Source organism: Mesorhizobium sp. ESP-6-2, assembly GCF_020164675.1.
Classification (GTDB): domain Bacteria; phylum Pseudomonadota; class Alphaproteobacteria; order Rhizobiales; family Rhizobiaceae; genus Mesorhizobium.
This window is the reverse complement of sequence record NZ_JAIUGT010000001.1, coordinates 478,947-505,909: the sequence shown is the minus strand read 5'-3', so window position 1 is coordinate 505,909 and position 26,963 is coordinate 478,947. Positions and strand designations below refer to the sequence as shown.

At 63.9% G+C, this 26,963-nt stretch carries 29 protein-coding genes; 16 read left to right on the top strand and 13 right to left on the bottom strand.

Features of this window, described 5'->3' with window-relative positions; genetic code table 11:
- Positions 1-155 precede the first annotated feature (155 nt).
- Positions 156-752, bottom strand: a complete 597-nt coding sequence (locus LB532_RS02545; protein WP_140559212.1) for a DUF1236 domain-containing protein — start codon at positions 750-752, stop codon at positions 156-158.
- A 62-nt stretch (positions 753-814) separates the two neighbouring features.
- Positions 815-1,912: a putative zinc-binding metallopeptidase gene (locus tag LB532_RS02540; RefSeq protein WP_140639560.1), complete on the bottom strand. Its 1,098-nt coding sequence runs from the start codon at positions 1,910-1,912 to the stop codon at positions 815-817.
- 256 nt (positions 1,913-2,168) lie between these two features.
- Here LB532_RS02540 and LB532_RS02535 point away from each other — a divergent pair, with 256 nt between their 5' ends.
- A complete protein-coding gene (locus LB532_RS02535; protein WP_140514033.1) occupies positions 2,169-2,969 on the top strand; it encodes a lytic transglycosylase domain-containing protein in 801 nt (266 codons plus the stop codon).
- A gap of 158 nt (positions 2,970-3,127) precedes the next feature.
- Here the strand turns inward: LB532_RS02535 and LB532_RS02530 are convergent, their stop codons facing one another.
- Positions 3,128-4,351: an argininosuccinate synthase gene (locus LB532_RS02530; RefSeq protein WP_140639561.1), complete on the bottom strand. Its 1,224-nt coding sequence runs from the start codon at positions 4,349-4,351 to the stop codon at positions 3,128-3,130.
- Between the two features lie 193 nt (positions 4,352-4,544).
- Between LB532_RS02530 and LB532_RS02525 the strand changes: the two genes are divergently transcribed.
- Positions 4,545-5,186 (top strand): LysE family translocator, encoded by a 642-nt coding sequence (locus LB532_RS02525; RefSeq protein ID WP_140639562.1) that lies wholly within the window; start codon positions 4,545-4,547, stop codon positions 5,184-5,186.
- A 79-nt stretch (positions 5,187-5,265) separates the two neighbouring features.
- On the opposite strand, the gene LB532_RS02520 is transcribed toward LB532_RS02525, so the two are convergent.
- From LB532_RS02520 to rlmN, 3 genes are read right to left on the bottom strand one after another with little or no spacing between them, the layout of a single operon-like run.
- Complete coding sequence (locus tag LB532_RS02520; protein ID WP_140550603.1) at positions 5,266-5,718, bottom strand: hypothetical protein; 453 nt, start codon at positions 5,716-5,718, stop codon at positions 5,266-5,268.
- Positions 5,715-6,164 carry a hypothetical protein gene (locus LB532_RS02515; protein ID WP_140639563.1) on the bottom strand — a complete coding sequence of 150 codons (450 nt, stop codon included), beginning with the start codon at positions 6,162-6,164 and terminating at the stop codon, positions 5,715-5,717. The genes LB532_RS02520 and LB532_RS02515 overlap by 4 nt, the downstream gene beginning before the upstream one ends.
- Positions 6,161-7,396, bottom strand: coding sequence for a 23S rRNA (adenine(2503)-C(2))-methyltransferase RlmN (gene rlmN / locus LB532_RS02510; RefSeq protein WP_140639564.1), 1,236 nt, complete (start codon positions 7,394-7,396; stop codon positions 6,161-6,163). The genes LB532_RS02515 and rlmN overlap by 4 nt, the downstream gene beginning before the upstream one ends.
- Positions 7,397-7,665: 269 nt before the next feature.
- On the opposite strand from rlmN, the gene LB532_RS02505 reads away from it, so the two are divergent.
- Together LB532_RS02505 and LB532_RS02500 are read left to right on the top strand one after the other, a co-directional pair.
- Positions 7,666-7,965, top strand: coding sequence for a hypothetical protein (locus tag LB532_RS02505; RefSeq protein ID WP_140639565.1), 300 nt, complete (start codon positions 7,666-7,668; stop codon positions 7,963-7,965).
- Between the two features lie 218 nt (positions 7,966-8,183).
- Positions 8,184-9,539: a chloride channel protein gene (locus LB532_RS02500; RefSeq protein ID WP_224556328.1), complete on the top strand. Its 1,356-nt coding sequence runs from the start codon at positions 8,184-8,186 to the stop codon at positions 9,537-9,539.
- A gap of 54 nt (positions 9,540-9,593) precedes the next feature.
- Here the strand turns inward: LB532_RS02500 and LB532_RS02495 are convergent, their stop codons facing one another.
- From LB532_RS02495 to LB532_RS02485, 3 genes are all read right to left on the bottom strand, one after another.
- Positions 9,594-10,097: an invasion associated locus B family protein gene (locus tag LB532_RS02495; RefSeq protein WP_140492199.1), complete on the bottom strand. Its 504-nt coding sequence runs from the start codon at positions 10,095-10,097 to the stop codon at positions 9,594-9,596.
- A 273-nt stretch (positions 10,098-10,370) separates the two neighbouring features.
- A complete protein-coding gene (locus LB532_RS02490; protein ID WP_140550608.1) occupies positions 10,371-10,733 on the bottom strand; it encodes a YkvA family protein in 363 nt (120 codons plus the stop codon).
- A gap of 172 nt (positions 10,734-10,905) precedes the next feature.
- Entirely contained in the window at positions 10,906-11,199 is a 294-nt protein-coding gene (locus LB532_RS02485; RefSeq protein ID WP_140643491.1) for a 4a-hydroxytetrahydrobiopterin dehydratase, read from the bottom strand.
- A gap of 51 nt (positions 11,200-11,250) precedes the next feature.
- On the opposite strand from LB532_RS02485, the gene LB532_RS02480 reads away from it, so the two are divergent.
- On the top strand, positions 11,251-11,769 hold the full coding sequence (locus tag LB532_RS02480; protein WP_140643489.1) for a low molecular weight protein-tyrosine-phosphatase: 519 nt from the start codon (positions 11,251-11,253) through the stop codon (positions 11,767-11,769).
- Here the strand turns inward: LB532_RS02480 and thpR are convergent.
- The gene (thpR, locus tag LB532_RS02475; protein ID WP_140550611.1) at positions 11,673-12,269 is read right to left on the bottom strand and encodes an RNA 2',3'-cyclic phosphodiesterase; all 597 of its coding nucleotides are present in this window, start codon (positions 12,267-12,269) and stop codon (positions 11,673-11,675) included. The two genes, LB532_RS02480 and thpR, sit on opposite strands and share 97 nt — an antisense overlap.
- Positions 12,270-12,396: 127 nt before the next feature.
- Positions 12,397-13,041 (bottom strand): arylesterase, encoded by a 645-nt coding sequence (locus LB532_RS02470; protein WP_140643487.1) that lies wholly within the window; start codon positions 13,039-13,041, stop codon positions 12,397-12,399.
- An 83-nt stretch (positions 13,042-13,124) separates the two neighbouring features.
- Between LB532_RS02470 and LB532_RS02465 the strand changes: the two genes are divergently transcribed.
- The 4 genes from LB532_RS02465 (at position 13,125) to LB532_RS02450 (ending at position 18,099) form a co-directional block, all read left to right on the top strand.
- Positions 13,125-13,820 (top strand): ABC transporter ATP-binding protein, encoded by a 696-nt coding sequence (locus LB532_RS02465; RefSeq protein ID WP_140643485.1) that lies wholly within the window; start codon positions 13,125-13,127, stop codon positions 13,818-13,820.
- Positions 13,820-16,369, top strand: coding sequence for an ABC transporter permease (locus LB532_RS02460; RefSeq protein WP_140643483.1), 2,550 nt, complete (start codon positions 13,820-13,822; stop codon positions 16,367-16,369). Before LB532_RS02465 ends, LB532_RS02460 begins: the two co-directional genes overlap by 1 nt.
- Positions 16,370-16,609: 240 nt before the next feature.
- The gene (locus tag LB532_RS02455; RefSeq protein ID WP_140492223.1) at positions 16,610-17,383 is read left to right on the top strand and encodes a Bax inhibitor-1/YccA family protein; all 774 of its coding nucleotides are present in this window, start codon (positions 16,610-16,612) and stop codon (positions 17,381-17,383) included.
- Between the two features lie 122 nt (positions 17,384-17,505).
- Positions 17,506-18,099, top strand: coding sequence for a GNAT family N-acetyltransferase (locus LB532_RS02450; protein ID WP_140643482.1), 594 nt, complete (start codon positions 17,506-17,508; stop codon positions 18,097-18,099).
- A 93-nt stretch (positions 18,100-18,192) separates the two neighbouring features.
- On the opposite strand, the gene LB532_RS02445 is transcribed toward LB532_RS02450, so the two are convergent.
- On the bottom strand, positions 18,193-18,579 hold the full coding sequence (locus LB532_RS02445; protein ID WP_140514020.1) for a DUF2794 domain-containing protein: 387 nt from the start codon (positions 18,577-18,579) through the stop codon (positions 18,193-18,195).
- Positions 18,580-19,116: 537 nt separating this feature from the next.
- On the opposite strand from LB532_RS02445, the gene LB532_RS02440 reads away from it, so the two are divergent.
- The 6 genes from LB532_RS02440 to LB532_RS02415 all read left to right on the top strand — a co-directional run bounded on the left by LB532_RS02440 (position 19,117) and on the right by LB532_RS02415 (position 25,187).
- Positions 19,117-19,779 (top strand): helix-turn-helix domain-containing protein, encoded by a 663-nt coding sequence (locus LB532_RS02440; protein WP_140643480.1) that lies wholly within the window; start codon positions 19,117-19,119, stop codon positions 19,777-19,779.
- Between the two features lie 35 nt (positions 19,780-19,814).
- Positions 19,815-20,885 carry an extracellular solute-binding protein gene (locus tag LB532_RS02435; protein ID WP_181169547.1) on the top strand — a complete coding sequence of 357 codons (1,071 nt, stop codon included), beginning with the start codon at positions 19,815-19,817 and terminating at the stop codon, positions 20,883-20,885.
- A 22-nt stretch (positions 20,886-20,907) separates the two neighbouring features.
- The gene (locus tag LB532_RS02430) at positions 20,908-21,771 is read left to right on the top strand and encodes an ABC transporter permease (RefSeq protein WP_140643476.1); all 864 of its coding nucleotides are present in this window, start codon (positions 20,908-20,910) and stop codon (positions 21,769-21,771) included.
- Positions 21,771-22,568: an ABC transporter permease gene (locus LB532_RS02425; RefSeq protein WP_140643475.1), complete on the top strand. Its 798-nt coding sequence runs from the start codon at positions 21,771-21,773 to the stop codon at positions 22,566-22,568. Before LB532_RS02430 ends, LB532_RS02425 begins: the two co-directional genes overlap by 1 nt.
- The gene (locus LB532_RS02420; RefSeq protein ID WP_140643473.1) at positions 22,565-23,677 is read left to right on the top strand and encodes an ABC transporter ATP-binding protein; all 1,113 of its coding nucleotides are present in this window, start codon (positions 22,565-22,567) and stop codon (positions 23,675-23,677) included. The genes LB532_RS02425 and LB532_RS02420 overlap by 4 nt, the downstream gene beginning before the upstream one ends.
- A 124-nt stretch (positions 23,678-23,801) precedes the next feature.
- Positions 23,802-25,187, top strand: coding sequence for an NAD(P)/FAD-dependent oxidoreductase (locus tag LB532_RS02415; RefSeq protein WP_140643471.1), 1,386 nt, complete (start codon positions 23,802-23,804; stop codon positions 25,185-25,187).
- A gap of 91 nt (positions 25,188-25,278) precedes the next feature.
- On the opposite strand, the gene LB532_RS02410 is transcribed toward LB532_RS02415, so the two are convergent.
- Entirely contained in the window at positions 25,279-26,094 is an 816-nt protein-coding gene (locus tag LB532_RS02410; RefSeq protein WP_140643469.1) for a DUF1223 domain-containing protein, read from the bottom strand.
- Positions 26,095-26,273: 179 nt separating this feature from the next.
- Between LB532_RS02410 and LB532_RS02405 the strand changes: the two genes are divergently transcribed.
- Positions 26,274-26,951 carry a ceramidase domain-containing protein gene (locus LB532_RS02405; RefSeq protein WP_140643467.1) on the top strand — a complete coding sequence of 226 codons (678 nt, stop codon included), beginning with the start codon at positions 26,274-26,276 and terminating at the stop codon, positions 26,949-26,951.
- The last annotated feature ends 12 nt before the right edge of the window (positions 26,952-26,963 follow it).

Here is a 26,963-nt window from a genome sequence, read left to right as displayed (position 1 = left end):
GTGCTTCGCGTCGCATGATCTATGGGATCGGGCGGTTCTGCGCAATCATTCCTGTTCGGTACGCCCCGCCAGCCTTCGGCACATTCGAGCCGCCCTCGCCTGCCTGTCGGCAGGCGAAAGGCATGCTCCGATATTAAACTCGTGTGCTATCCGCCTCAACGCACCACATACACGATGCGCCGCGTCTGCGGGTCGATCAGCGCCGGCTGGCCGTTCACATAGACATAGCGGTAGTCGTAATCGGGAATCTCGCGCAACTCGACGCTCTCGGGCAATACGGCCCCGGTGACCACCTCGCCCTCAAGATAGACAGGGTCGACGCGATGCGTGTCGACATAGGTCCTGACTTCGGCGGGAGGCTGCGGGATAGCGTCCTCGACCGGCTCGCCGGCGATGATCGAGCCGGTGTAGTCGGTGGAATAGCCCTCGGGCGGCGACACGACGGCGACGCTGGAGCCGAGCGGACGTCGCGTCAACACGACCCGGTTGCCGCCGAAATCAGCCGTCACATAGTCCGAATAGACCCAGCCCTGGCCACCGGCTTCGGCGATGGTGCACCATTTGCTGTTTTCGATACAGCCATTGAGCGTAGCCGACTGGCCGGCGGCGAGCACGCCGATGACAGGATATTGCGGGCCTGGGCCGGCGCGGACGTTGAGATCGGTGATTGCGGAGACGGGGGTGTCGGCCATGGCGGCGCCCGAGAAGAGCGTGAGCATCCCGGCGACCGCGGGAAACAATACGGATTTCATGTTTTCTCTCCGTTTCATGGTCCCTCGGCAGCGAAAACGGGAGAGCGGCGCATGCGTTCCAGCTAAAATGTTGAAGCCAACTCACGATTTGTTCCCGTTTCTTGCGGCGGGCCGGTCAGAAGGTCGTGAACGAAGGCCAGTTTGCGCGCGGCGACATCCGAGATGACGAAGGGGTAGAGGTCGGGCAGGCCCATGCAGCGATTGATGGAATTGGAGGCTTCCGACAGCACCAGCCAGCGCGACAGAATCTTTTCGAACGGTTCGGGAGCGGGTGTCGGCTCGGACGGCGCTGGTTGCAGCATGCCCCCGGTGTCGCCCTGGGGCAATTCGTTGGCTTCCACCGTCTCCAGCCGGCCGAGCGGGAAGTTCAGCGCATGGACCATTTCCAGCGTGTCGGTGATGTGCAGGTGGTGGGCCCAGCTTTCGGCCCAATCCTCCCAGGGATGGGAGGTGGCATAGGGCGAGATGTGGCGTTGCTGCCAGTCGGGTGGGGCACCATTGGCATAGTGGTTCTTCAATGCCTGCTCGTAGCCGGTGCGCTCGTCGCCGAACAGCGCGCGGAAGGCGTCAAGCCTTTGCGGATTGTCGCGGATCAGCCGGTCCCAGTAGTAGTGGCCGAGCTCGTGGCGAAAATGGCCGAGCAAGGTGCGATAATTCTCGCCCATCTCAACGCGCCGCCTTTCGCGCTCGGCGGAGTCGGCTTCGGCGACGTTGAGGGTGATCAGGCCATTGTCGTGGCCGGTCAGGATGCGCTCGCCGCCCGGCCCGCCGCCGATCGGATCGGCAAGGAAGTCGAAGGCAAGGCCGGCCTCGTCGGCGGGGTTCTGCTTGGGCGTCACCGGCAGTCCGAAAGCCAGCAGCGAATAGACCGCGCGCTTCTTCGCGGCCTCGACGCGTATCCAGCGGCGGCGGTTGCCGTCGACGGAGAGGTCGGGGATCAGCTGGTTGAGCGCGCAGGCGCGGCAGAAGGGCTGTCCCGGCTCGGCCATCCAGTTGCAGGCGCATTCGTCGGCGTTGGCGCATGGGGAGCCGCCGTCGGCACCGGACAGGGCAAAGCGGGCGCGCTGCGGATCGTAGAGCACGGCACTGGAGCAGTTCAGGCACCGGGCGTTCTCGAAATAGAGACGATGGCCGCAATGAGGACAGTCGAAGAGTTTCATCTCGGTCTCGGACCAGGGAACAGGGGGAAGGCGCGTCGTGCAAAACGCCGGCCGACAGACGTCGTTCCCGACTGTGACGTCATTGAGCAACATGGCGCAAGGATCGTCAGGCCATGGGTGGTTCTTGCCACAATATTTGCTTGATCGTAGGCAAATTCCCTTCCATTGGCCAGCTTGCGCGCGCGACAGTGACAAGTGCGCGTTTCACTGGCAAATTCCGGCCGGGACGTGATTCAGGCAACCAGGAGAGAACAACATGGCATTTCTTGCCAAGGGTAAGATGTTTGCAGCGGCCACTGTGGTGGCGATGCTTGCGCTGGCGACGGGCGCACAGGCGGCGGCCAGCTGTGGCAAGACCGGAGCCGGCTTCGATGCCTGGAAGCAGGACTTCGCAGCGGAGGCCAGGGCCGAGGGCGTGGGTTCGAGAGGACTGGCCGCCCTGGCCGGCGCGACCTACGCGACCAGGACCATTTCCGCGGACCGCGCCATCCACAAGGCTTTCAGCGGCTCGGTGGAAGCCTTCATGAAGCGCCGCGGCGGGGCGGCGATCATTTCCAGGGGCCGGGCGCTGAAGAAATCGAATGCGGCACTGTTCGACAAGATCGAACGGACCTACGGCGTCTCGCCGGGCGTGCTGCTTGCCATCTGGGGCATGGAGACGGGCTTCGGCGCCTCCATGGGCAATCAGAACACGGTGTCCGCCATTTTGACGCTTGCCTATGACTGCCGCCGCCCGGACTACTTTCAGCCGCATGCCATTGCGGCCCTGAAGCTGGTCGATCGCGGAACGTTGACCGCCTCGTCGGTCGGGGCCATGCATGGCGAGATCGGCCACACGCAGTTCCTGCCCGGAAATGTCCTGAAATATGGGGTGGGCAGCGGAAACCTGCGCGACAAGAGCACCGCGCTGGCATCCACGGCCAACTTCCTCAAGGCGCATGGTTGGCAGGCCGGCGCGAGCGCTCAGTCGAATATGGGTGCAATTGCCGGCTGGAACTCGGCGAGTGTCTATCAACAGGCCATCGCCCGTATCGCCACCGCAATCGATGGCGAGTAATCGTCAGGGCAGTTCACCGTTTCACGGAAACGGCGAACCGCAATAGGGAAAGCGCTGCGCGCTTTCCCGGGAAAACTGTACACACTTTCCTGGAATTGCTTTTCAGCAGAAAGCCCGGCCGCGACGCCGGGTTTCCTGTTCGCTGACTGGGAGAGTGGTCAGTCCCGGCGGTTGCGTGCGGCCAGTGTGCGCAGCCTCAGCGCATTGAGGCGGATGAAGCCGGCGGCGTCCTTCTGATCGTAGGCGCCGCGGTCGTCCTCGAAGGTCACCAGCGCGTCGGAATAGAGCGTCTTCTTCGACTTACGGCCGGTAACGATGACATTGCCCTTGTAGAGCTTCAGACGCACCGTGCCTTCGACATCCTCCTGGCTCTTGTCGATCATCGCCTGCAGCATCAGCCGCTCGGGCGCGAACCAGAAGCCATTGTAGATGAGTTCGGCGTAGCGCGGCATGAACTCGTCCTTGAGGTGGGCAGCTCCCCTGTCGAGCGTGATAGATTCGATGGCTCGGTGGGCAGCGATAAGGATGGTGCCGCCGGGGGTCTCGTAGACGCCGCGCGACTTCATGCCGACGAAGCGGTTCTCGACGAGGTCGAGCCGGCCGATGCCGTTGTCGCGGCCGAGGTCGTTGAGTGCCGCCAGCATCGTCGCCGGCGACAGTTTCTTGCCGTCGAGCGCGATCGGATCGCCCCTCAGGAATTCGATCTCGATCTCGGTGACCTTGTCCGGCGCGTCCATCGGCGAGACGGTGCGCTGATGGACGAATTCCGGCGGCTCGCTCCACGGGTCCTCGAGCACCTTGCCCTCGGAGGACGAGTGCAGGAGATTGGCGTCGACCGAGAACGGCGCGTCGCCCTTCTTGTCCTTCGGCACCGGGATCTGGTGCTGCTCGGCGAAGTTGATGAGGTCGGTGCGCGACTTGAACGACCAGTCGCGCCAGGGCGCGATAACTTTGATGTCGGGATTGAGCGCATAGGCCGAAAGCTCGAACCGTACCTGGTCATTGCCCTTGCCGGTGGCGCCGTGAGCGATGGCGTCGGCGCCGGTCTCCTTGGCGATCTCGACGAGATGCTTGGAGATCAACGGCCGGGCGATCGAGGTGCCGAGCAGATAGGTGCCCTCATAGACGGCGTTGGCGCGAAACATCGGGAAGACGAAGTCGGCGACGAATTCCTCGCGCACGTCGACGACGCGGATGTCCTTGATGCCCATCAACTCGGCCTTGCGGCGCGCCGGCTCCAATTCGCCGCCCTGGCCGAGGTCGGCCGTGAAGGTCACGACCTCGGCGCCGAGCTCGGTCTGCAGCCATTTCAGGATGATGGATGTGTCGAGGCCGCCGGAATAGGCGAGCACGACCTTCTTGACGTCTTTCGTTTTCGACATTTGGCGGTTCCGCGACAAGAGTTCTCGGCCGGCGAGGTATCACGCCGTTTCCGGTCACCGCAAGGGGATGAACGCGGCAAGGCGCGGAGAAACAGGCATCCGGGACAGCTGGATCATTCTTTCCGTCGCACAGCCGCTGGCAACCACAGTAGCCATTCGTTATAGCAGCGTCTTTAGAGCCAACGGACCGCCCATGTCCTTCATTCCCGACACCGCTACGCTGATCCAGTTCGCCATCGCCACGGTCATCCTGGCGATCACGCCGGGACCGGACATGACGCTGTTCGTCTCGCGCACGCTTAGCCAGGGCCGCGCCGCCGGCTTCGCCTCGATGGCGGGGGCGCTGTGCGGCACGCTGATCCACACCACGCTGGTGGTGGTCGGCGTCTCGGCGCTGATCGTCGCCTCGCCGATGGCCTTCTTCGTACTGAAGATCTTCGGCGCCGGCTATCTCGTCTTCCTGGCCTGGCAGGCGATCACCAAGGGTTCGGCCTTCTCGCCGGAGAAGAAGACGGGCCCACAAATCTCGCTGTTCCGGAGCTGGATGGTGGGACTGGGCGTCAACCTGCTCAACCCGAAGATCATCCTGTTCTTCATGACCTTCCTGCCGCAATTCGTCTCGGCGCATGATCCGCACGCGCCGGGAAAGCTGTTCTTCCTCGGCGCCATGTTCGTGGTGCTGTCGACCCCGGTGACGACCCCGATGGTGCTGGCGGCGGAGAAATTCTCGGCGGCGATGAAGGCCAGCCCGCGCGTGACGCGGGTGGTCGACTATCTCTTCGCCGGCGTGTTTTCCGTGTTCGCGCTCAAAATCCTGACTGCCCAGGCGAAGTAGGATTTTGCTGTTCGCTGCTGATCTCTTCCGAACCGGAGGTCAGCAAAGCTCCCCGCTTACGCGGGCGCTCGGTTCGGGGTCACGGTTCGGCTTTCCACCAGCTTCCGGCCCAGCGCCCGGCGCTGAGCCAATAGAAGATGCCGCCGACCATGCCGCCGCCGATGACAGCGGCCATGGCGCGCGGCTCGGTGACGGCGAATGGCGTATCGCCCATCTGGTCGGCGAAGCCGAGGAAGACGGCGGCGACGATCGCACCGGCCAGCGCATAGAACAGCCAATCGCGTCGGCCGAGGATTTCGGCGATCAGGATCGCGAGGGCCGCCGGCATGAAGGCGAAATAGGCGGCAAACAGCGCGACGAAGGGGATCGAGAAATAGAGCGAGGCGGTCGCCGCCGGCTCCGCATGCGCCGGCGTATAGCCGAGCGAGGCCAGGAACAGGACATTGAGGAACGCGCTCGCTGCCAGCGCGGCGACGGCATAGCCGAACAGGATGACGGCAAGGCGCACGATATAGGCGACGAGACGGGTCATTGCTGATCCCGGCGCATGAGATGACCGGACTTGCGCCCGGCCAGAAACCAGTAAACCGAACCGGCGGCAATGCCGGCGGTGGCCAGGAAGCCGAGAAAGCCCGGATTGAAAACGAACCCTCCGGCCGAGCCCGGGATCAGAACCCCGAACGCGATGGACGTGATCGCGCCCGTGGCCGCGAAGTAGAACCACCCCCGAAGCGACAAGCGTTCGGCCATGAAGATCGCGGGGCCGACGATCAACAGCGCGCAGACCGCCACGGTCACTACCGCGAGCGGGAAGGAAACCAGCCAGTCGAACGCGAAAACGATGGACCAGTTGCCATATTCGAGCCCTTCCAGAAGAGCGATCAGCAGCACAGGCACCAGGATCGAGGTCAGCACGGCGGCGATATAGCCGACTGCTATGATGACGAAGCGCTTGAGCCCGGCGACGAGACGCCTCACGCCTCGCCGTGCCCTGCGATCATCATGGCTTCCAGCGCCAGCCGGTCGACCTTGCGCATGCGCTCCGATTCCGACTTGAGCTGGCCGCAGGCGGCGAGGATGTCGCGGCCGCGCGGCGTGCGGATCGGCGAGGCATAACCGGCATTGTTTATGTAGTCGGCGAATTTCTCGATCGTCTCCCAGTCCGAGCACTGGTAGTTGGTGCCTGGCCAGGGGTTGAACGGGATCAGGTTGATCTTGGCCGGAATGCCCCTGAGCAGCTTGACCAGCGCCTTGGCATCGTCGAGGGAATCGTTGACGTCCTTCAGCATCACATATTCGAAGGTGATGCGCCTGGCGTTCGACAGGCCGGGATAGGCGCGGCAGGCGGCGATCAGCTCCTTGAGCGGATATTTCTTGTTGATCGGCACAAGCAGGTCGCGCAGATCGTCATTGGTGGCGTGCAGCGAGATCGCCAGCATGACGCCGATCTCCTCGCCGGTGCGGAAAATCTCCGGCACCACGCCGGAGGTCGACAGGGTAATGCGGCGCTTGGAGAGCGAAAGACCATCCCCGTCTGAAGCGATCAGCAGCGCTTTCTTGACCGCCTCGAAATTGTAGAGCGGCTCGCCCATGCCCATCATGACGATGTTGGACACTTTGCGGCCCTCGGCCGGCACGATGGCGCCGTCGGGCGTGTCGCGGTCGGGGAAGTCGCCGAGCCGGTCGCGCGCGGTGAGCAACTGGGCGAGGATTTCCTCGGCCGTCAGGTTGCGGACCAGTTTCTGGGTGCCCGTGTGGCAGAAGGAGCAGGTCAGCGTGCAGCCGACCTGTGAGGAGATGCAGAGCGTGCCGCGGCCTTCCTCGGGAATGTAGACGGTCTCGATCTCGACAGGGCGGCCGGCGCCGCGCGGCGGAAAGCGGAACAGCCATTTGCGCGTGCCGTCGGCGGAGATCTGTTCCTCGACGATCTCGGGCCGCGCCACGGTGAAATGCTTGTCGAGTTCGGCGCGAAGATCCTTGGAGATATTGAACATGCCGGCGAAATCGGAGACGCCGCGCACATACATCCAGTGCCAGAGCTGCTGTGCACGCATTTTTGCCTGACGCTCCGGCACGATGCCGGAAGCAATGAGGGCCTCGCCGAGCTCGGCGCGCGTCAGGCCGATCAGCGACGGTTTTTCGGCCGGCACGGCGCGGGCGCGCAACGCGTCACGGGCGCCTTCGGCGGTGAGGTCGAATGAAAGGGTCATGGTCGCACTGATATAAGCGGTTTGCGGCCGATTTCATCCATCGGCCCGATATGAAGCGCGGCCCATAGCACAGCTTGGCGGCGGAGTCATGCGATGGCGAGGCGATCCGTGTGCCGACCAATTGACAGATGCGCTGCCCGGTCAGACCTGCGGTCCCGTGTTTTTCGACTGAAAACGGATCACTTGATCGTGTTGAAGTAACGGTTCTCACCGCGTGTTCGAACCCCCTGAATGGGGCAACCATGCCCCGACAAATGGGAGTATGCAGCATGAACTCTATCAAGCTCGCCGTCATTGCCGGCTTCGTCGGCCTTTTCGCCTCGCAGGCATTTGCCGAAGACGCGATGGGCACGATGACCATGATGAAAGCAGGGCAAGTCACGGCAATCATGCCGGACGGGCATATGGGCACCATGACGCCGGACGCGAAAATGAGTGCCGAGATGATGAAGATGGCAAAGCCGATCAAGCACTGCATGATGATGATGACCGACGCCAAGGGCAAAGCCTTCATGATCGACACGTCGACCAAGAAGGCTCAGGCGGAATGCGAAAAAATGGCCATGTGAGGCCGGCCATCGATCGATGTTCCCGCCGGCTCGGAGGTCGGCGGGAGTCTATTCGAGCCTTGTCCCCGGACCGGGCATAGCTCATGGTTCCTTGTTAATGGTCCCGAACCGCCGCCATGGACATTTGGTCCACGTCCGTCGTCCAATCCACGTTCGATGCGAATGCTTGATCGAGCCCATGCCTGTGTTAGGGCTGGGTTTCCGTCGAGAGGACAGACATGGCCGGCACATCGCGAAAATACCCCTTGCTGCGGCGTTCGCGCGCGATGTGGGGCTCGCGGCGGGTGTGGCAGCCGCGGCTGGTGTTCTGGGCCGGCGCGGTCTGCATCGGCATGATCAGCGTTATGTTCGCGGTGCTGGCCGACAAAGCGCAGGCGCTGTTCCATGCCATGACCGGCGATGACGGCGGCTGGCGCTTCTACCTGCCTTTGGCGATCACGCCGCTCGGCTTCGTGCTGTGCGCCTGGCTGGCGCAAGCCTTCTTTCCGGGCTCGCAAGGCAGCGGCATTCCGCAGGCGATCGCCGCGCGGCATCTGCGCGACGATGACGACCGCGGCCATATCCTGTCGCTGAAGCTGGTGGCGGGCAAGATCGCGCTCACCCTGGTCGGCCTGTTCTGCGGCGCTTCGATCGGCCGCGAGGGACCGACCGTGCAGGTCGGCGCGTCGCTGATGCTGCAGGCGGCACGCTGGGGCGGCATGGCGCAGGCGCGCGGCCTGATCCTGGCCGGCTCCGCCGCCGGCATCGCAGCCGCCTTCAACACGCCGCTCGCCGGCATTGTCTTCGCCATCGAGGAAATGGGCCGCACCTACGAAGCGCGGACCAACGGGCTGGTGCTGACGGCGGTGATCCTGGCCGGCATCGCCTCGCTCGGCCTGCTTGGCAACTACACCTATTTCGGCGTCTCGAAGGAGACGATCTCGTTTGCCGTCGAGTGGCCGCTTGTCATTGCCTGCGGGATCATCGGCGGCGGCTTCGGCGCGCTGTTCTCGCTCCTGGCGCTGAAGGCGACGCGCCGGATCCGGCGCTGGAACACGGGGCAGCCCTTGCGGCGCGTCCTGCTGGTCGCCGCCATCTGTGGGCTCGGCGTCGCCGCGATCGGCATCGCCTCGGGCGGCTTGACCTTCGGCACCGGCTACGCGCAGGCGCGGGGCGCCGTTGAAGGCACGCCGCTGCCCTGGTTCTTCTTCGCCGAGAAGTTCCTTGCCGGGCTGCTGTCGATGGTCTCGGGCATTCCGGGCGGCATCTTTGCGCCTTCGCTTTCGGTCGGCGCCGGCATCGGCAGCTCGCTCGGCCTCGTCTTCGGCGCCAGCACGGGTGCGGCCGCGCTGCTCGGCATGGCCGGTTATTTCGCCGGCGTCGTGCAGGCGCCGATGACGGCCTTCGTCATCATCCTGGAGATGACCGGCAATCACGACAATGTCATCGCGCTGATGCTGGCCTCGATGCTGGGTTACGGCACGGCGCGCATGATCTCGCGCGAGCCGCTCTATCATGCGCTGTCGCGCGTCTTCATCGCGGAAGCCATCCGCCGGCGCAGGGCGGAGGCGGCGCCGGAACCAGGTCCGGCGTGAAAAACAGAGGCCGGACTCAAGGGTCCGGCCTCTCTGTTCAAAGCGAAATTTCGATTATTTGCAGTTGGCGATCGACGACAGCGCCGCCGAGATGCCTTTCAGCGAGAAGACGTAGGAAGTGGTGTTGCCGCGGCCGGACTTGGCCTGCACCTTCATGTCGGTGCCGGATTTCATGGCGGCGATCAGCACCGGCTCCTCGGCGGCGTTCTCGACCCAGGCCGACTTGCCGCGCGTGAACATCGAAAACGTCTTCTTGTCGATGGTGACGGTGGCCTTGGAGTTTTCCTGGAAGGTGTAGCCGGCGATGAATTGCGGCTCGTAGGACACCTGCTGGCCGGGCCGCTGGCTGACGAAGAAGAACATGTCGCCATGGTCGAGTGTCGGCGGCTGCTTGTCGGTCGGCACGGTGAGGACGTAGCAAACCTTGCCGCCCGATGCCTGGTAGCTGTAGGTGCCCCAGGCATTGTGCTGGCCGATCTTGGTCGCCTGCTGCGCCATCGCCGGCGCTGCGAAGGCCACCAGGACCAGGCTCGAAACTGTAGCAATCAATCCGCGCATCGTTTTTCCCGTATTCCAAATGGTGCGGAGGCGGGCCGCGTGGCGTCCTGCCGTCGCTTCATTTTGATTTAATCTGGGTTACCAAACGGTGAATACCTCTGAGAAAAGGACGCTCACCCCAGGAAACCGCCGCCGTCTTCGCGCCGCCGCCTTTGAAGCGGCTGGCGCGATGTCCCTTCGGCGACTTGGAGGGCACGAAAGCGGCAAGAGTTTGACTTTTCCACAAGCCCTCTGAACGCTGGTGTCCAGAGCGCGCGAAGGCGGTGTCAGGGCTCAGCCCCTGTCTGATATGGCGTCTTTCGCGGCTTGCCGGTGCGCCGGCGTGATATGGGCGCTGACGGCGGTGATCGCTGCGGTGAGCACGGCGATATCATCGGTGAAGCCGAGGCCGAGGACGAAGTCGGGGACCATATCCACCGGCAGGACGAAATAGCCGAGTGCCGCCACCAGGATGCCTTTCGCGCGCAGCGGCGTGTTCTTGTCCATGGCGCAGTAATAGGCCGCGACGACATCTTCCATGAACGGGATCTGCCGCGCGGCCTTCTTGGCGGTGCGCCAGAATTTCTCGCGCACCTCGCCCTCACCGCCCAGCCTGTCGCCAAAGCCGAAGAAATCAAAACCGGATTTTTGCGCCATCAATTTCTCCTTGCGGGCTCATGCGCTTGCCTGCGCCTGGTCGCGGGGCAAAATGTGGTGAAACCCGACGCTTGCTGCAAGAGCTTGGCGGATCGCTGGGCTGAAAATCGGAATCAGTCTTGACCGCGTCGAGCCAAAGTCTAGGGACGTTGCACTGCGTCGCCCAACCACCCTAGCCAACAAAGCGGTTCATTTTCTTCGCCAACTCGATGTCGAGCGCCGTGACGCCGCCGGCATCGTGGGTGTTCAGCGTCACGTCGACGGTTTTGTAGACATTGGACCAGTCGGGATGATGGTCCATCTTCTCGGCAGCAAGCGCGACGCGGGTCATGAAGGCGAAGGCTTCGGAGAAATTTCTGAAGGTGAACGTCCGTTTGATGGAAGCGCCATCCGCAGCCAGCGACCAGCCTTCGAGGTCTGTCAGCGCTGCGATGATGGCTTCCCTGCCAAGTTTCTCTCTCGTCATGTCCGGTTCCTGTGCTATTTCGAAGATGACCTTCACCATAGCGCCGGATCGATGAGCACGAAGCCCATAAAATCCATTCTGTTCGTCTGCCTGGGCAACATCTGCCGCTCGCCGCTGGCGGAAGGCGTGCTTCGTTCCGTGCTGACGGAACGTGGACTGGGCCAGGACATAGTGCTCGATTCGGCCGCAACCAGCGACTGGGAGGCGGGCTCCGCCCCCGATCGGCGTTCGATCGCCATCGCGTCGGCCCACGGCATCGACATATCGGAACTGCGGGCACGCAAGATCATGCCCGAGGATTTCTCGCGTTTCGACCTGATCTTCGGCATGGACAGATCGAACGTCGCCGACCTGAAGACGCTGGCGCCCGCCGCCGTGCGCGACCGCATCCACCTCTTCCTGGAATTTGCGCAGGGAAAGGGCCGCGACGTGCCGGATCCCTATCACCACGGCGAGGAAGCCTTCGCCGAGGTCTACCGCATGATCCGCGAAGCGTCGGAGGCGCTGGCGACCCGGCTTGCCGCGCGCGTATCGGCGCCCGACAGCGGCCAGGCTTCCTCGACGATGTAGGGGCCGCCGCCGACCGAATCGCGCGACGACATCAAGACGAACCGGCTGATGCGGAACGGCAATGTCGAAAAATTGCCGCGCGCCGAAAGATATTGGGCGACGTCCAGCGGGCTCGAATTGCGCAGGCGCGCCAGTGTGACATGCGGCATGAACTTGCGCGGATCGGCCGGAATGCCGAGCCGCTGGCAGATGCGCTCGATTTCAGCCTGAAGCGCCGCGAGGTCCGGCGAGGCAGAGACCCCGGCCCATACGGCATGCGGTTTCTTCTGGCCGAAAGCGCCGACGCCCGACAGCGTCAGCGGGAAGGAGGGGCGGTGGACGCGGTCGAGCGCGTTGGCGATTTCGTCGGCGACATGGCCTTCGACATCGCCGATGAAGCGTAGCGTCAAATGATAGTTCTCGACGTCGATCCATCGGGCCCCGGGCAGGCCGCCCCTGAGCAGGGACAGCGAAAGGGCGGCGTCACGCGGAATTTCGAGGGCGGTGAAAAGACGCGGCATGAAGAGCCTCCCTTCCTCGAATCGAACTGTGCCCCTAGCGAATCATCGATAATCAAGCGGGGCAAGAGATTTGTTGGTCACAGGTCTCGTCAAAAAGATTTCCCCAACGGAAAGGACCTATCCCGTCTCACGATCCTCCCGGCGCTGCCGCGATAGCCTTCTCGACCGCAGGCAAGATGCGCTCGACCATCTGGGCGACCCCCTTGGCGTTCGGATGCAAGCCATCCTCAAGCTGCAGGGCGGACTGGCCGGCTACGCCGTCGAGAAAGAACGGGTACAAAGTAACGCCATATTTTGCGGCCAGTTCCGGAAAGATGGAGTCGAAGGCATTCTGATAATCGGCGCCGAGATTGGGCGCTGCGCGCATGCCGGCCAGCAGAACGGCGATCTTGCGCTCTTTCAGCTTGGCCAGCATCGTATCCAGGTTCTTGCGGGTGATGTCGGGCGAAACGCCGCGCAGCATGTCGTTGGCGCCGAGTTCGAGGATGACAAGCTGCGTGCCGTCCGGCACCGACCAGTCGAGCCGCGCCAGCCCGCCGCTGGAGGTGTCGCCGGAAACGCCGGCATTGTCGACGGTTACATCCCTGCCCCTGGCGCGCAGCGCCGCCTGCAGCCTGTCGGTAAAACCCTCGTCGGGTCCGAGGCCGAAGCCGGCCATAAGGCTGTCGCCGAAACCGACGATCTTGAAAGGCTCGGCGCGTGCCGACGAAATGGCGCCGCAACTGGCGAGGAAAACGATCAGGCCTGCGGCAATTCTGCGTTGGAAAGACATGCGGCAGGTCCCATATGACAGAGAATTCTTCCGGCGACGGCCCGGCAGGCGGAGCCCTCATCTCCATATAGGACGCTTTCATTTTGACAGAAGCCGTCATCGAGCTGAAAGACGTATCGCTGACATTGGGCGAAGGCGCCTCGTCCGTCCATGTGCTGAAGGGCGTCAGCCTCGATGTGGCGCGCGGCGAGGCGACCGGCATCGTCGGACCGTCGGGGTCGGGCAAGTCGACGCTGCTCATGGTTCTCGCCGGTCTGGAAAGGGTCGATTCGGGCACGGTACGAATTGCTGGCGAGTTGCTCAACGGCAAGAGCGAGGATCAGATCGCATCGTTTCGGGGGCGAAACATCGGCATTGTGTTCCAGTCCTTCCATCTCATCCCCAATATGACGGCGCTCGAAAATGTGGCCGTGCCGCTGGAGCTGGCCGGCCATGCCGATCCGTTCTCGGTGGCGCAACGCGAGCTGACGGCGGTGGGTCTGAGCGACCGCGTCACGCACTATCCCGGCGAACTTTCGGGCGGCGAGCAGCAGCGCGTCGCGATCGCCCGGGCGCTTGCGCCGTCGCCGCGCATCCTCATCGCCGACGAGCCGACCGGCAATCTCGATCAGGCGACCGGCAGGCAGGTCGCCGATCTCCTGTTCGCCAAGGCGGCCGAGCGCGGCATGACTCTGGTGCTGGTCACCCATGACCAGGCGCTCGCGGCGCGCTGTTCGCGCCAGGTCTCCATGCGCTCCGGCAGGATCGAGGCACCGGCGCCGACCAAGGCCATCGCCTGATGTCGCCGGCGCGGACGTTAAAACTCGCCGTCCGCTTCTCCCTGCGCGAAATGCGCGGCGGCCTGTCCGGCTTTCTGATCTTTCTTGCCTGCATCGCGCTCGGCGTCGCGGCGATCGGCGGCGTGAATTCCGTCGCGCGCTCGATCAGTGCCGGCGTCGCCAACCAGGGCCAGACGCTGCTTGGCGGCGATCTGCGCTTCCAGCTTAACCAGCGCGACGCAAGCGAAGCCGAACGCGGCTTCCTCGATGGACTGGGCACCGTGTCGAGAACCGCCAGCATGCGCTCGATGGCGCGGCTTGCCGACGGCTCCGATCAGGCGCTGGTCGAGGCCAAGGCCGTGGACGAGGCCTATCCGCTTTACGGTGCGCTGGAAACCGAGCCGGCGCTGACGAAGAAGGAACTGTTCGGCGAACAGTTCGGTGTTTTCGGCGCGGCCGCGCCCGACCTGCTGTTCGAACGGCTGCATGTGAAGCTCGGCGATCGGTTGAAGCTCGGAACCGCCACCTTCGAACTGCGCGCCAGGCTGGTCACCGAGCCCGATGCCGTGTCCGAAGGCTTTGGTTTCGCGCCGCGCCTGATGATCTCGACCGAGGGTCTGGCCGCCACAGGGCTGGTTCAGCCGGGCAGCCTGGTCGAGAATGCCTACAAGGTCCAGCTGCCTGCCGACGCCGACGAGGCGCGGCTCAAGGCCATCCAGGACGAGGCAGCCAAGGATTTCCCCGAGTCCGGCTGGTCGATCCGCACGCGCAGCAATGCGGCCCCGGCGCTCTCTTCCAACATCGAGCGCTTTTCGCAATTCCTGACTTTGGTCGGGCTGACGGCGCTGGTGGTCGGCGGCGTCGGCGTCGCCAACGCGGTGCGCGCCTATCTCGACGGCAAGCGCGGCGTCATCGCCACCTTCAAGAGCCTGGGCGCATCAGGCGGCTTCGTCTTTGCCGTTTACCTCGTGCAGATCCTGATGATCGCGGCCCTCGGCATCGCCGCCGGTCTGGTGCTCGGTGCGCTGATGCCCTTCGCCGCGAGCGCCGCACTTCAGTCGGTCATTCCGGTGCCGGCGCAAGGCGGCTTTTATCCCGGCGCGCTCGGCATGGCGGCTCTGTTCGGGTTGCTGGTGACGCTGGTCTTCGCGCTGCTGCCGCTCGGCCGCGCCCACGATGTACCGGCGACCGCGCTGTTCCGCGAGATGGGGCTGGAAGGCCGCGGTTTTCCGCGCCCTGTCTATGCCGTTTCGGCGCTCGGCATCGCAGTGCTTCTTGCAGCGCTCGCCATCCTGTTTTCGGGCGACCAGCGCATCGCTTCGATCTTCGTCGGGGCCACCATCTTCGCTTTCCTGGTGCTGCGCCTGGTTGGTGCGCTGGTGCAATGGGCGGCAAGGAAGAGCCCGCGCGTGCGCTTCGTGGCGCTCAGGCTCGCCGTCGGCAACATCCATCGGCCAGGCGCGCTGACGCCGTCGGTGGTGCTGTCGCTGGGGCTTGGGCTGACGCTGCTGGTGACGCTGGCGCTGATCGACGGCAATCTGCGGCGGCAGATCTCCGGCAGCCTGCCGGAGCGGGCGCCGAACTTCTTCTTCGTCGATATCCAGAGCAGCGATGTCGACGGCTTCTCTAGCCTGATCAGCAAGGAGGCCCCGCAGGGGACGCTGGCCAAGGTGCCGATGCTGCGCGGCCGGGTGATGGCCCTCAACGGCGTCGCCGTCGACAAGGTCAAGGTGCCGGCGGAGGGCGCTTGGGTGCTGCGCGGCGACCGCGGCCTGACCTATGAGGCCAAGCAGCCGGACAACGCGACGCTGACCGAGGGGAACTGGTGGCCGGCCAATTATACCGGCGAGCCGCTCGTCTCGTTTTCCGACAAGGAAGGCAAGGAAATCGGGCTCAAGCTCGGCGATACCGTCACCGTCAACGTGCTCGGCCGCAATGTCACGGCCAGGATCGCCAATTTCCGCCAGGTCGAATGGGAGACGATGGGCATCAACTTCGTCATGGTGTTCTCGCCCAACACATTTGCCGGCGCGCCGCATGGCTGGGTGGCGACGCTGACCGAAAAGAGCGCCACGGCGGCCGACGACGCCCGCATCCTCAATGCGGTCACCCGCGCCTTCCCGGCAGTCACCACGGTGCGCGTCAAGGACGCGCTCGACATCGTCAACCGGCTGGTCGGACAGCTCGGCGCGGCGATCAGGGCCGCGGCCGGCGTGGCATTGATCGCGTCGGTGCTGGTGCTGGCCGGCGCGCTCGCCGCCGGCAACCGGGCGCGCATCCACGACGCGGTGGTGCTGAAGACGCTCGGTGCGACGCGGCTGACGCTGATATCGGCCTTCTCGCTCGAATACATGCTGATCGGCCTCGCCACGGCTGTTTTCGCGCTCGCCGCCGGCAGTGCCGCTGCATGGTTCGTCGTCGCCCGCATCATGACATTGCCGTCGCATTTCATGCCGGAAGTGGCGGTGGCGACCATTCTCTTTGCGCTGGTCATCACCGTCGGCATCGGTCTCGCCGGCACCTGGCGGGTGCTCGGCCACAAGGCAGCGCCCATGCTGCGCAACCTCTGAGTCCGCATCGGTTCCACCCCGCCGACGGCCGTCATTTGGTTAAATCGGCGTAATGTTTGGCGGCCAAAGGGCTGGAAAACCGCGCCATGCGTGCCTCACGAAGCATTACACCCGGTTACGGTCTTGTTCTTGGCACGAATAACCATCATATTTCGCCGCAGGCATGCTGGAGTCCCGCCAGCGGCGCCTGGGTCCGGGTGGACCCGACACCGGACGGGGCAGAAGCAATAGAGGACCACAATGGCTGAACCCATTCGCAACTATCAGACGCGCGCCGTGCCCGGCGCAGCCGTCGACATCGATCAGGGCCTGCGCGCCTATATGATCAAGGTCTACAATTTGATGGGGCTTGGTCTCCTCATCACTGGTCTTGCCGCCGTCGGCACGATCATGCTGGCCACAACCACCGATCCGGCCTCGGCTGTCGCGACGCTGCCGAGCGGCGAGATGCTGACCTCGTTCGGCTACGCGATCTTTGGCTCGCCGCTGCGCTGGCTGGTGATGCTGGCCCCGCTGGCCGCCGTTCTGTTCCTGTCGTTCCGCGTCCAGTCGATGAGCGTGTCGGCGGCGCAGACGACGTTCTGGGTCTATGCGGGCCTGGTCGGCCTGTCGCTGTCGTCGATCTTCCTGGTCTATACCACCGCCAGCATCTCGCAGACCTTCTTCGCCACCGCCGCGGCCTTCGGCGCGCTGTCGCTGTTCGGCTACACGACCAAGCGCGACCTGACGGCGATGGGCTCGTTCCTGATCATGGGCGTGTTCGGCATCATCATCGCGATGGTGATCAACATCTTCCTGCAGTCGTCGGCGCTGTCCTTCGCCGTCTCGGCGATCGGCGTGCTGGTCTTCGCCGGCCTCACCGCCTACGACACGCAGAAGATCAAGGAGATGTATTTCGAGGGCGACGCTTCCGACGTCGCTGGCCGCAAAGCCATCATGGGCGCGCTGACGCTCTATCTCGACTTCATCAACCTGTTCATGTTCCTGCTCCAGTTCATGGGCGACCGCCGCTAAGGCCTGGTCCGCGTCAGGGTCTGACTGGACCATCGGGTTGGAAGGGCGGCCCAACGGCCGCCCTTTTCTTTTGCGCCGACCTTTGCTGTTATTGCAGGCAGAGAAAGAGATCTGCATAAAGAATGAGCACTATCGTTATACGGGCCGCACGCGCGGCCGACCTCGACACCATTACCCAAATCTATGCCGACGCTGTGACCCGCGGTACGGCGAGCTACGAGCTGGAGCCGCCGGGGCGCGCCGAAATGGGCACGCGATTCGACACGCTCCAGGCCGGCGGCTTCCCTTACCTTGTGGCAGAAAAGGCTGGCGCCGTGCTCGGCTATGCCTATGCCGGTCCCTTCCGGCCCCGCCCGGCCTATCGCTTCATCGTCGAGGACTCCGTCTATGTCGCGCCTGATGCCAAGGGCCAGGGTGTCGGCCTCAAACTGATGCAAAGCCTGATCGCGGCGGCCGAGGCGGCGGGCTTTCGCCAGATCGTCGCTGTGATCGGCGACGGCCATCCCGACAGCGCTTCCGTCAAGCTGCACGAAAAGCTCGGCTTTCATCATTCCGGCCGCCTCGAAGGCTCCGGCTACAAGCACGGACGCTGGCTGGACACGGTGTTCATGCAACTGGCGCTGAACGGCGGTGCATCGGTGCCGCCCGATCCGGACTCGCTGCCGGAACGAAAGTTCCGCGAGGCGTCAGAGAGAACTGAAGAAATGAAGAAATGAAGAATTGAAGAATTGAAGAATTGAAGAATTGGCACTCAGCGTCTGACATGGCGGCCGTCTTCTTTGTTCTTCAGTTCCCCAATTCCTCAATTCTCAGGCCTCGACCAGCTTCAGCTTGCTGTCGAAGACGCCGAGCACACGGCCAAGCTCCTGCCCGCGCTTGAGGATGCGGCCGCCCGCGGCGATGACGGCGAAGGCGCCTTGCTTGCGTGCCAGCTTCGGGTCCTTGACGATCTGGAACAGCGGCACTTCGCTGGCCCGGCGGAACACCGAAAACACGGCCCTGTCGGTGAGATGATCGATAGCGTAGTCGCGCCATTCATTGGCGGCGACCATGCGCCCGTAGAGTTTCAGGATCTGGTCCAGTTCGCGCCGCTCGAAGCGCACCGGCTGGTCGAGGCGCGCACGGCGTGCCTCGTGGAGCGGGATCAGTATTGCGGATGCGTCGCCATCCTCCGTCCCGCCGCCGTGATCGGTCATGCCTCGATCCTTCAAAAATGAATCTTTGCCAACCAAAGTTGGCGCTTTCGCCATCGAATTGCAAGTGCCGGCGAAGCGGTGCGGACCCGCGCCATTTCCGTCGCGTCCAGTCACGTTTGCAAACGACATGTTGGAATTGGTGATGCTCCGCCACATTCTCGCCATTTTTTATCCGCGCTCATGCCCCAATGTCCGACGAATTTACCGGCGTTGCCTGAGACGGTTCGGTCCGGCACCGGCTCGTAAACCCCAAGCCCCCCGCCCACGGGTCTGCGTCGGATCGAACCAACCTCGGTTTTTCTTCGGAAAGACCGGGTGCGACGATCCCAAACCTAAATGACCGACGTCAGAAGCAAGCTGACGTCGGTTTTTTCATGCCTGGATCGCCGCGCAGGTGGATTTCCCGCCGCAGGGACGGTTTTCAGACCGATCCCGGTGCGACCGACAGAATCGATGCGCACCGAAATCTTGACACGCCGCCGTCGCTTGCAAACGCCATCGCCACTTAATAAGGTGTTAAGTGAAACGGGAGCGGCAATGCCACGCGTATCGGACTCCACGGCGAAAGAGGTGAATGGCACGGTCGCGGCCACCCCTGAGGCCGGCGGCGTCGGTCCCCGCATCAAGGCGCTGCGCATGGCAAGGCGCGTCTCGCTGCGCCGCTTGGCCGACATGACCGGCACGACGGCGAGCTTCATCAGCCAGCTCGAGCGCAATCTGTGCGGCGCCAACACAGGCACGCTGCTCAAGATCGCCGCCGCTCTCGATCTCGGCATCAACGACCTGTTCGAGGGCAGCAGCCGTCCGTTGCACAAGGTGCTGAGGCGCGAGGAACGGCCCGTCGTTCCCGTCGGCGTGCGAGGCCGCAAGATGCTTTTGTCGCGGCGGCCGATCCACCAGTTCGAGGTCTATGCGGGCCATTTCGAGGTCGGCGGCTCGACTGGCGATGACGCCTATGTGCATGGCGGCGAGCATGAGATGTTCATGGTGCTCAAGGGAACTGTCGAACTGACGCTTGCCGACGAGCGCCATCTGATGCGCGAAGGCGACAGCGTCGAGTATGCGACCTCGGTGCCGCACCGCACGGTCAATGTCGGCGACACGCCGGCGGAGGTGCTCTGGATCATCGCGCCGCCGACCGCCGGCGCGCTCGAACTCGATCAGTACAGGCCCGGAAACCGCTCGCATCCGGGTGAATGAGAACAAATGCGAGCTCTGGAATGGGAGAGTTGAACATGAAAGTGAAATTTGCACATGCGGCGTGCCTGGGCGTGCTTCTGGCGGCGACGGCCGCGCTCGCGCAATCGAAGCCGGTTGCCGGAGAGGTGGCCGAAGGCTCGCTGAAGGGCAAGACGCTGACCTTTGTGTCCTATGGCGGCATCTACCAGGACGGCCAGGCGGCGGCGCTCAAGGAGTTCGTCGACAAGTCGGGCGTCAAGCTGCTCAATGACGGCCCGACCGAGATCGCCAAGCTGCAGGCGCAGGTCGAGTCCGGCAATGTGACATGGGACGTTGTCGATACCGACGATCTGCCGCCCTATGTCTATTGCGGCAAACTGTTCCAGAAGCTGGACCTCACCAAACTCGACATCTCGAAAATTCCCGAGGGCCAGGTCGGCGAATGCTCGGTGCCGGCGATGAACTACGGCGTCGTGCTGATGTACAACACCGAAAAGTACAAGGATAATCCGCCCAAGAGCTGGGCCGACTTCTTCGACACGCAGAAATTCCCGGGCGTGCGCGGAATCGACGGCTCCGGCAGCCCAACCGGTGGCTTGCTGGAACAGGCATTCAAGGTTGCCGGCGGTGACCCGAAGGCGATGACGGTGGCCGATATCGACAAGGCCATCGATGTGGTTCGCAAGCTCGGCCCCGATACCATCTTCTGGAAGACGGGTGCAGAATCGCAGCAACTCGCCGAATCCGGCGAGGCCGACATGCTGATGATGTGGACAGGCCGCGCCATGACCGCGGTCAAGAACGGCGCCAAATACGCACCGGCCTGGCAGGACTGGCTGGTGGTGATGGATCAGATGACGATCCCTGTCGGCGCCAAGGACACGGAGGCATCCTACGCGCTGCTCAACGCCTATCTTGGCAAGCACGCGCAGGAGGTGTTGACGGAGCAAACGTCTTACACGCCGATCAACAGTGAAGCGCAGCCCAAGGTCGACGCTTCCGTCTCCGCTTTCCTGACCAACACGCCCGAACGCCAGAAGCAGGGCTATAAGCAGAACTTCAAGTTCTGGGTCCCGAATTTCGCGGTGGCGCAGGAGAAGTGGTCCGCGCTGATGTCCGGCAACTGACTAACTGAGGGAGGCCAAGGCCGTGAGCGTGTCCAAGCCAACCATTCCGGCCGCCGAAAGGCGCCGGGCATGGCGGCCGTTCGCGCTCGCGCTGCCGGCGCTGGTCCTGCTCTTCGCGGTGATTGGCTATCCGCTGCTCACCATCGTCGTGCGCAGCCTGTCGGAGCCGCAGTGGGGCCTTCAGAACTATATCTGGTTCTTCGGCGCGCCCATCAACCTGGCCGTGCTCCAGCGGACCTTCCTCATTTCAGCGTGGGTCACGCTGGTCTGCGTGGTTTGCGCCTATCCCTATGCCTATCTGATGACCGCGGTCCGACCACGCGTGCGCTTGGTGCTGCTGCTCTGTGTGCTGATCCCGTTTTGGGTGAGCGGCGTGGTACGCACTTTGTCCTGGGTGATACTGCTGCAGGATTCGGGGGTCATCAACTCGATCCTGCGGGCGCTCGGGTTCGGTGGCATCAGGCTGATCCGCACCCAGACGGGCGTGGTCATCGGCATGGCGCAGGTGCTTTTGCCTTTCATGATCCTGCCGCTCTATTCGGTCATGAAAGGCATCGATCTCAGGCTGGTGCAAGCCGCGCGGAGCCTCGGGGCAAGACCCTCGCGCGCGTTCCTCACCGTGTATCTGCCGCTGTCGCTGCCTGGCGTCTATGCCGGCGCGATCATCGTCTTCATCCTGGCGCTCGGCTTCTACATCACGCCAGCCCTGCTCGGCGGACCGCGCTCGACGATGCTGTCGACGCTGGTACAGACACAGGTGCTCAGCCTCCTGCAATGGGGCAGGGGCGGCGCCATGGGCGTGGTGCTGCTCGTCGCGACCTTCGTGCTGCTGGCCCTTGCCGCGCCCGTGATGCGGTCCAGCCATCGGCAAGCGGCGCGGCCCTGATGGAAATGAAGCCGCTCACCCGCGTCATGCTGGGCCTTGTCTGCCTGCTGGTAGCCATCTGGCTGGTGGCACCGACGCTTGTCGTGGTGCCGATGTCATTCAACGAGAACAAATCGCTGGCATTTCCACCGCAGGGCTTCTCCTGGCAATGGTACGAAAATTTCGTCACCAATCCGGATTGGTCGACCAGCTTCCTCAATTCGCTGAAAGTCGCATCGATCGTTGCGGTTCTGGCAACCGTGCTCGGCACCCTTGCCGCGTTCGGCCTCGACCGCATGCAGGCGCGGCCGGCAAACCTCCTGCGCATGCTGATGCTGACGCCGATGGTGGTGCCGGGCGTGGTCCTGGCCATCGGCATCTACGCCGTCTATCTCGACACGCGGCTTGTCGGCACGCTGCTCGGCTTCGTGCTGGCTCACACCATCCTTGCGCTGCCTTTCGTGCTGATCGCCGTTTCGGCCAATCTCGAAGTGTTCGACAAGCGGCTGGAGACAGCCGCGGCGAGCCTGGGCGCAGGTTCGCTCACCACGTTCCGCACGGTGACGCTGCCGCTGATTGCCCCCGGGATACTGTCCGGCCTGCTGTTCGCCTTCGCGACCTCCTTCGACGAGATCGTCGTGTCGCTGTTCATCACCAATCCCTATCTCAAGACGTTGCCGGTGCAGATCTTCGCTTCCATCACGCGCGACGCCGATCCGACGGTCGCGGCCGTCGGCACGATCCTCTTATGCGCAACGACACTGCTGATCGGCGGCGGCATGCTGCTTCTTGGCCGTGAGCGGAAGGGAGGCTTATGAATCAGAAAGCGGAAAATCGCGGTGCGGCGATCGACCTGGAGTCGGTAAGCAAGGCCTATGGTTCCTTCAAGGCGCTCGACGGCGTGTCGCTGCGAATCGAGCCGGGCGAATTCATGACGCTGCTCGGTCCGAGCGGCTCAGGCAAAACGACGACTCTGAACGTCATCGCCGGCTTTACCGACCTGACCAGCGGCAAGCTGCTGGTCAGGGAAAAGAGCGTGGTCGGCGTGCCGGCGCACAAGCGCAACATCGGCGTGGTCTTCCAGCATTATGCACTGTTCCCGCACATGACGGTCGGCCGCAACGTCGCCTATCCGCTGAAGCTGCGCGGCGTCACCGGAGCAGAACGCGAACGCCGCGTCCGCCACGCGCTCGACATGGTCAAGATGGCCGATTTCGGCCACCGCTTCCCAAGCGAGCTGTCGGGCGGCCAGCAGCAGCGCGTAGCGCTGGCCCGCGCCATCGTCTTCGATCCGCCGCTGCTGCTGATGGACGAGCCGCTCGGTGCGCTGGACAAGAAACTGCGCGAATGGCTGCAGCTCGAGATCAAGCGCATCCACCGCGAACTCGGAACCACCTTCGTCTATGTGACGCACGACCAGGAAGAGGCGCTGGTGCTCTCCGACCGCATCGCCGTGTTCAACCGCGGCGGCATCGAGCAGATTGGCACCGGCCGCGAACTCTACGACGAGCCGGCGACGCTTTTCGTCGGCAAATTCATCGGCGATTCCACCGTGCTGCGCGGCCCCGCCGCCACCTCGGGCAACGAGACGGCGATCGAGATATCAGGGCAGAGAGTGGCGACCGCCAAGCGTCTCGCCAATGGCGGCAAGCCGGTGATGTTGCTGCGTCCCGAAAAGCTGGCGCTTGTTCGTCGCGGCGGCGGCGGGGATGGCCGCAACCGGCTCGCCGGGCGTATCGGCGAGGCCATCTATCTCGGCTCCGGCTCCAAATACGAGGTGGAGCTCGCCGACGGCTCGAAAGCCATCGTGCGCTCGACGCTCGACGCGGACACTTTTGCCATTGGAGACGAGGTCGACGTGCTCTTCGCCAGCGGCGACGTGAAACTGCTCGCCGATGACGACAAGGCCGACCTGACCCTTACCTGAAACAAAGCGGCCTCGCCTTTCCATGGAAAACGACGGGCCGCTTCCTCTCTTGGTTTTGAACGCAGTTCCGGACGGGAAACCGCTCCACACTTTTCCTGAAATCGCACGGAGAACGGATCACAAGATGCAAGCCCAGCGCAATGGCGACGTGTCGTTCTGGTATGCCGACATAGGTGGCCCGCCGGCCAGCCGCCCACCTTTGCCCGGCGACATCGAGGCCGATGTCTGCATCGTCGGTGCCGGCTATACCGGACTGTGGACGGCCTATTATCTCAAGAAAGCGGAGCCCGCGCTGCGCATCGCCATCGTCGAAAAGGAGTTCGCCGGCTTCGGTGCCTCGGGCCGCAATGGCGGATGGCTGTCCGGCGGCTTCAGCTGGTCGCGCGAGAAATATGCAAAAACCTCGTCGCGCGGCGCTGTGATCGACATGCAGCGCGCCATGTCCGGCACGGTCGACGAGGTGATCGCGATCGCCGCTGCCGAAGGGATCGACGCCGATATCCGCCGCGTCGACAACATCACCGTCGCCACCAATGCCGCGCAGCTTGAGCGCGCCAAAGCCGAGTACGAAGAGGCCCGGCACTGGGAAATGCCGCCCGAGCGGCTGGCCTTCCTCGGTGCGCAGGAGGCGCGCGAGCGCATCGCCATCGACAATGTACTGGGCGCTTTCGTCGTGCGCGACGTCGCGCGCGTGCAGCCGGCCAAGCTCGTGCAGGGTCTGGCGGCGGCGGTCGTTCGACTCGGCGTTCCGATCTACGAGCGGACGCAGGTGCTGGCACTCGAGAAGGGCAAGGTCACCACCGATCGCGGCATCGTGCGCGCCGGAAAGATCGTGCGCGCCACCGAGGGCTTCACCGCCGGCATTGCAGGCTACGAGCGTCTCTGGCTGCCGCTGAACAGCGCCATCGTGGTGACCGAGAAGCTGCCGCAGAAGCTCTGGGACGAAATCGGCTGGAGCGGCTACGAGGTGCTGGGCGATGCGGCGCACACCTATTGCTATGCGCAGCGCACGCGGGAAGGCCGGATCGCCATGGGCGGCCGGGGCGTGCCCTACCGCTTCGGATCGCGCACCGATACGCGCGGCAAGACACAACAGGCGACCATCGACCAGCTGCACGAGATCCTGACCAGGCTGCTGCCGCAGACCAAAGGCGTGCGGCTCGACCATGCCTGGTGCGGCACGCTCGGCGTGCCGCGCGACTGGTGTACGACATGCGGCTTCGATCGAGAAAGCGGCATCGGCTGGGCCGGCGGCTATGTCGGGCTCGGCGTTTCCAGTTCGAACCTGTCCGGCCGCACCTTGCGCGATCTCTTACTCGGACACGACACGGAACTGACCCGGTTGCCTTGGGTCAACCGCAGGGTGAAGAAATGGGAGCCGGAACCGCTGCGCTGGCTCGGCGTGCATGCCATGTACCAGCTCTACCGCATCGCCGACCGGCGCGAGGCGAACGGCCTGGGGCGGACGTCGCGCCTCGCCGCTTTCGCGGATCGCCTGACCGGCCATTGAGGCAGGTCACTCAAACGTGATTCCGTTTGGTCGACAGGCATGAATGGAGACCGACAGCGCGTCACATCATTTCCGTTTTCGGCGGCGCGCTTCACAGCCTTCGATCGAACGGCGCCTCGGAACCGGGGCGGTGAATGAAGGCGGCGCCCAGGATGGGGCCCGGCAGGCCATCCTTGCCGACGGACTGCAAAAGCACGGCGCAGCCGCCCTTCTTGGAAATCTCACTCATCGGCAATTCGTAGCGCTGCGCCTTGCCGTGCCAGATGCCGGCGGTCTGGATGCCGGTCACGGCGTTCCAATAGGTCATCTTGCGGCCCGTGTTCTCGCCCTGGCCGATCGTGACCGTCTGCGGCGGCTCGAAATAGACGATGACGACATGGGCATCGCTGGGACCGGTCCCGCCATCGCCGGCATCGATCATGACACGGTCGCTGGTCCGACTGACTTTGATGGCGACCCGCATGTCTTCGCCGATCCTTGCCATGCGGGCGATCTGGCCATCGACCTCGCCGCGATTGGCGCCGTTGACATGAACCCGGCCGTTGATGACCGCCTGCGGCGTATAGACTGAGCGGTTGCCGAAGGCCCGCATATACTCATATTGCCGCTCGGTGTTCTCCTTGCTGCTCAGCGTGTCGCGCCAGCCGAGATAATCCCAGTAGCCGACGTGATAGGAGAGCGCGACGAGATCCTGCCTGGCGGCAAGTTCGGAGAAGAAGGCGTCGGCAGGCGGACAGGAACTGCAGCCTTGGCTGGTGAACAGCTCGACCACGCCCACGGGCCTGTCGCCCTGGGGCTTGTCGGCCGGGAGCCTGCCGGACTCGCCGGCGTGCCCGGCACCGGCAAACGCCGAGAAGGCCAGCGCGAACGCTGCCAGCCACAATGATCTACGCGAGGCCATGACCATCCAATTCCCGCCGGTGATGCCGGCTTTGTTTTGATTGGCTGAAATATGTGGCAGAACCGGAAGTCAACGGGAAGTCACGTTGCGGTGAAATTTTGCCATTGCAAGCCTGGGTAGGGCGGCAATAGGAGAAAGCCACTGCATTTCAACCTGCGGTTCGATTCGGGGACGGGATCATCATCATGTGGCAAAGTTTCCTGGCTCCAGTCGATCTCTATTGCGAGCGAACGGGTCCTGAACTTTGGGCAGAGCCGGCGAATGCTTTGACAAACCTGGCTTTTATTGCCGCGGGACTATGGGGCGTCCGCGAAGTGCGGCGATGCAGAACCGGCATTTTCGCCGAGGTCCTGGCCTGGTGGGTGGTGGCGATCGGCGTCGGCTCGACGATCTTTCACATCTTCGCCACCAAGGGAACGGTCTGGGCCGACGTGGTGCCGATCGCCGGCTTCACGCTGGCCTACACGCTGTTCAACCTGCGCCGCTTCCTGCGCCTGGAATGGGGCAAGGCAATTGCGGTCTTCGTCAGCTTCTATGTCGTTGCCGGGCTTATCACATTCGCGGTGCCGGACTGGCTGCGCCAGGCGTCGAACGGCACCACAGGCTACCTGCCGCCGTTCCTTGCGCTCGCCTTCTTCGGTCTATGGGTGGCGGCGAGCGGCAATCGCGCCGGCTGGTACAATCTGGCCGGATCGGCGATCTTCGTGCTGTCGGTCATCTGCCGCATGGTCGATCCGCTGGTCTGCACCAGCTTCCCGCTCGGCACGCACTTCCTCTGGCACCTGCTCAACGGGCTGATGCTGGGCTTGCTGCTGGCCGCCGCGGCGCGCTACGGCGCGCCACAGCGAGGCAGTAGGCAGTAGGTCCTATTCCCT

Excerpts from the sequence above, each read along its gene's own strand:
- LB532_RS02425 (WP_140643475.1), top strand. The coding sequence starts at position 21,771 with ATGGAAATGAAGCCGCTCACCCGCGTCATGCTGGGCCTTGTCTGCCTG.
- LB532_RS02505 (WP_140639565.1), top strand. The coding sequence starts at position 7,666 with ATGAACTCTATCAAGCTCGCCGTCATTGCCGGCTTCGTCGGCCTTTTC.
- LB532_RS02445 (WP_140514020.1), bottom strand. The coding sequence starts at position 18,579 with ATGACCGATCACGGCGGCGGGACGGAGGATGGCGACGCATCCGCAATA.
- LB532_RS02405 (WP_140643467.1), top strand. The coding sequence starts at position 26,274 with ATGTGGCAAAGTTTCCTGGCTCCAGTCGATCTCTATTGCGAGCGAACG.
- LB532_RS02460 (WP_140643483.1), top strand. The coding sequence starts at position 13,820 with ATGTCGCCGGCGCGGACGTTAAAACTCGCCGTCCGCTTCTCCCTGCGC.
- LB532_RS02540 (WP_140639560.1), bottom strand. The coding sequence starts at position 1,912 with ATGAAACTCTTCGACTGTCCTCATTGCGGCCATCGTCTCTATTTCGAG.
- LB532_RS02470 (WP_140643487.1), bottom strand. The coding sequence starts at position 13,041 with ATGTCTTTCCAACGCAGAATTGCCGCAGGCCTGATCGTTTTCCTCGCC.
- LB532_RS02480 (WP_140643489.1), top strand. The coding sequence starts at position 11,251 with ATGAGCACGAAGCCCATAAAATCCATTCTGTTCGTCTGCCTGGGCAAC.
- LB532_RS02415 (WP_140643471.1), top strand. The coding sequence starts at position 23,802 with ATGCAAGCCCAGCGCAATGGCGACGTGTCGTTCTGGTATGCCGACATA.
- LB532_RS02485 (WP_140643491.1), bottom strand. The coding sequence starts at position 11,199 with ATGACGAGAGAGAAACTTGGCAGGGAAGCCATCATCGCAGCGCTGACA.
- LB532_RS02450 (WP_140643482.1), top strand. The coding sequence starts at position 17,506 with ATGAGCACTATCGTTATACGGGCCGCACGCGCGGCCGACCTCGACACC.
- LB532_RS02520 (WP_140550603.1), bottom strand. The coding sequence starts at position 5,718 with ATGACCCGTCTCGTCGCCTATATCGTGCGCCTTGCCGTCATCCTGTTC.
- LB532_RS02530 (WP_140639561.1), bottom strand. The coding sequence starts at position 4,351 with ATGTCGAAAACGAAAGACGTCAAGAAGGTCGTGCTCGCCTATTCCGGC.
- LB532_RS02535 (WP_140514033.1), top strand. The coding sequence starts at position 2,169 with ATGGCATTTCTTGCCAAGGGTAAGATGTTTGCAGCGGCCACTGTGGTG.
- rlmN (WP_140639564.1), bottom strand. The coding sequence starts at position 7,396 with ATGACCCTTTCATTCGACCTCACCGCCGAAGGCGCCCGTGACGCGTTG.
- LB532_RS02455 (WP_140492223.1), top strand. The coding sequence starts at position 16,610 with ATGGCTGAACCCATTCGCAACTATCAGACGCGCGCCGTGCCCGGCGCA.
- LB532_RS02420 (WP_140643473.1), top strand. The coding sequence starts at position 22,565 with ATGAATCAGAAAGCGGAAAATCGCGGTGCGGCGATCGACCTGGAGTCG.
- LB532_RS02435 (WP_181169547.1), top strand. The coding sequence starts at position 19,815 with ATGAAAGTGAAATTTGCACATGCGGCGTGCCTGGGCGTGCTTCTGGCG.
- LB532_RS02545 (WP_140559212.1), bottom strand. The coding sequence starts at position 752 with ATGAAATCCGTATTGTTTCCCGCGGTCGCCGGGATGCTCACGCTCTTC.
- LB532_RS02500 (WP_224556328.1), top strand. The coding sequence starts at position 8,184 with ATGGCCGGCACATCGCGAAAATACCCCTTGCTGCGGCGTTCGCGCGCG.
- LB532_RS02490 (WP_140550608.1), bottom strand. The coding sequence starts at position 10,733 with ATGGCGCAAAAATCCGGTTTTGATTTCTTCGGCTTTGGCGACAGGCTG.
- LB532_RS02495 (WP_140492199.1), bottom strand. The coding sequence starts at position 10,097 with ATGCGCGGATTGATTGCTACAGTTTCGAGCCTGGTCCTGGTGGCCTTC.
- LB532_RS02525 (WP_140639562.1), top strand. The coding sequence starts at position 4,545 with ATGTCCTTCATTCCCGACACCGCTACGCTGATCCAGTTCGCCATCGCC.
- LB532_RS02410 (WP_140643469.1), bottom strand. The coding sequence starts at position 26,094 with ATGGTCATGGCCTCGCGTAGATCATTGTGGCTGGCAGCGTTCGCGCTG.
- thpR (WP_140550611.1), bottom strand. The coding sequence starts at position 12,269 with ATGCCGCGTCTTTTCACCGCCCTCGAAATTCCGCGTGACGCCGCCCTT.
- LB532_RS02440 (WP_140643480.1), top strand. The coding sequence starts at position 19,117 with ATGCCACGCGTATCGGACTCCACGGCGAAAGAGGTGAATGGCACGGTC.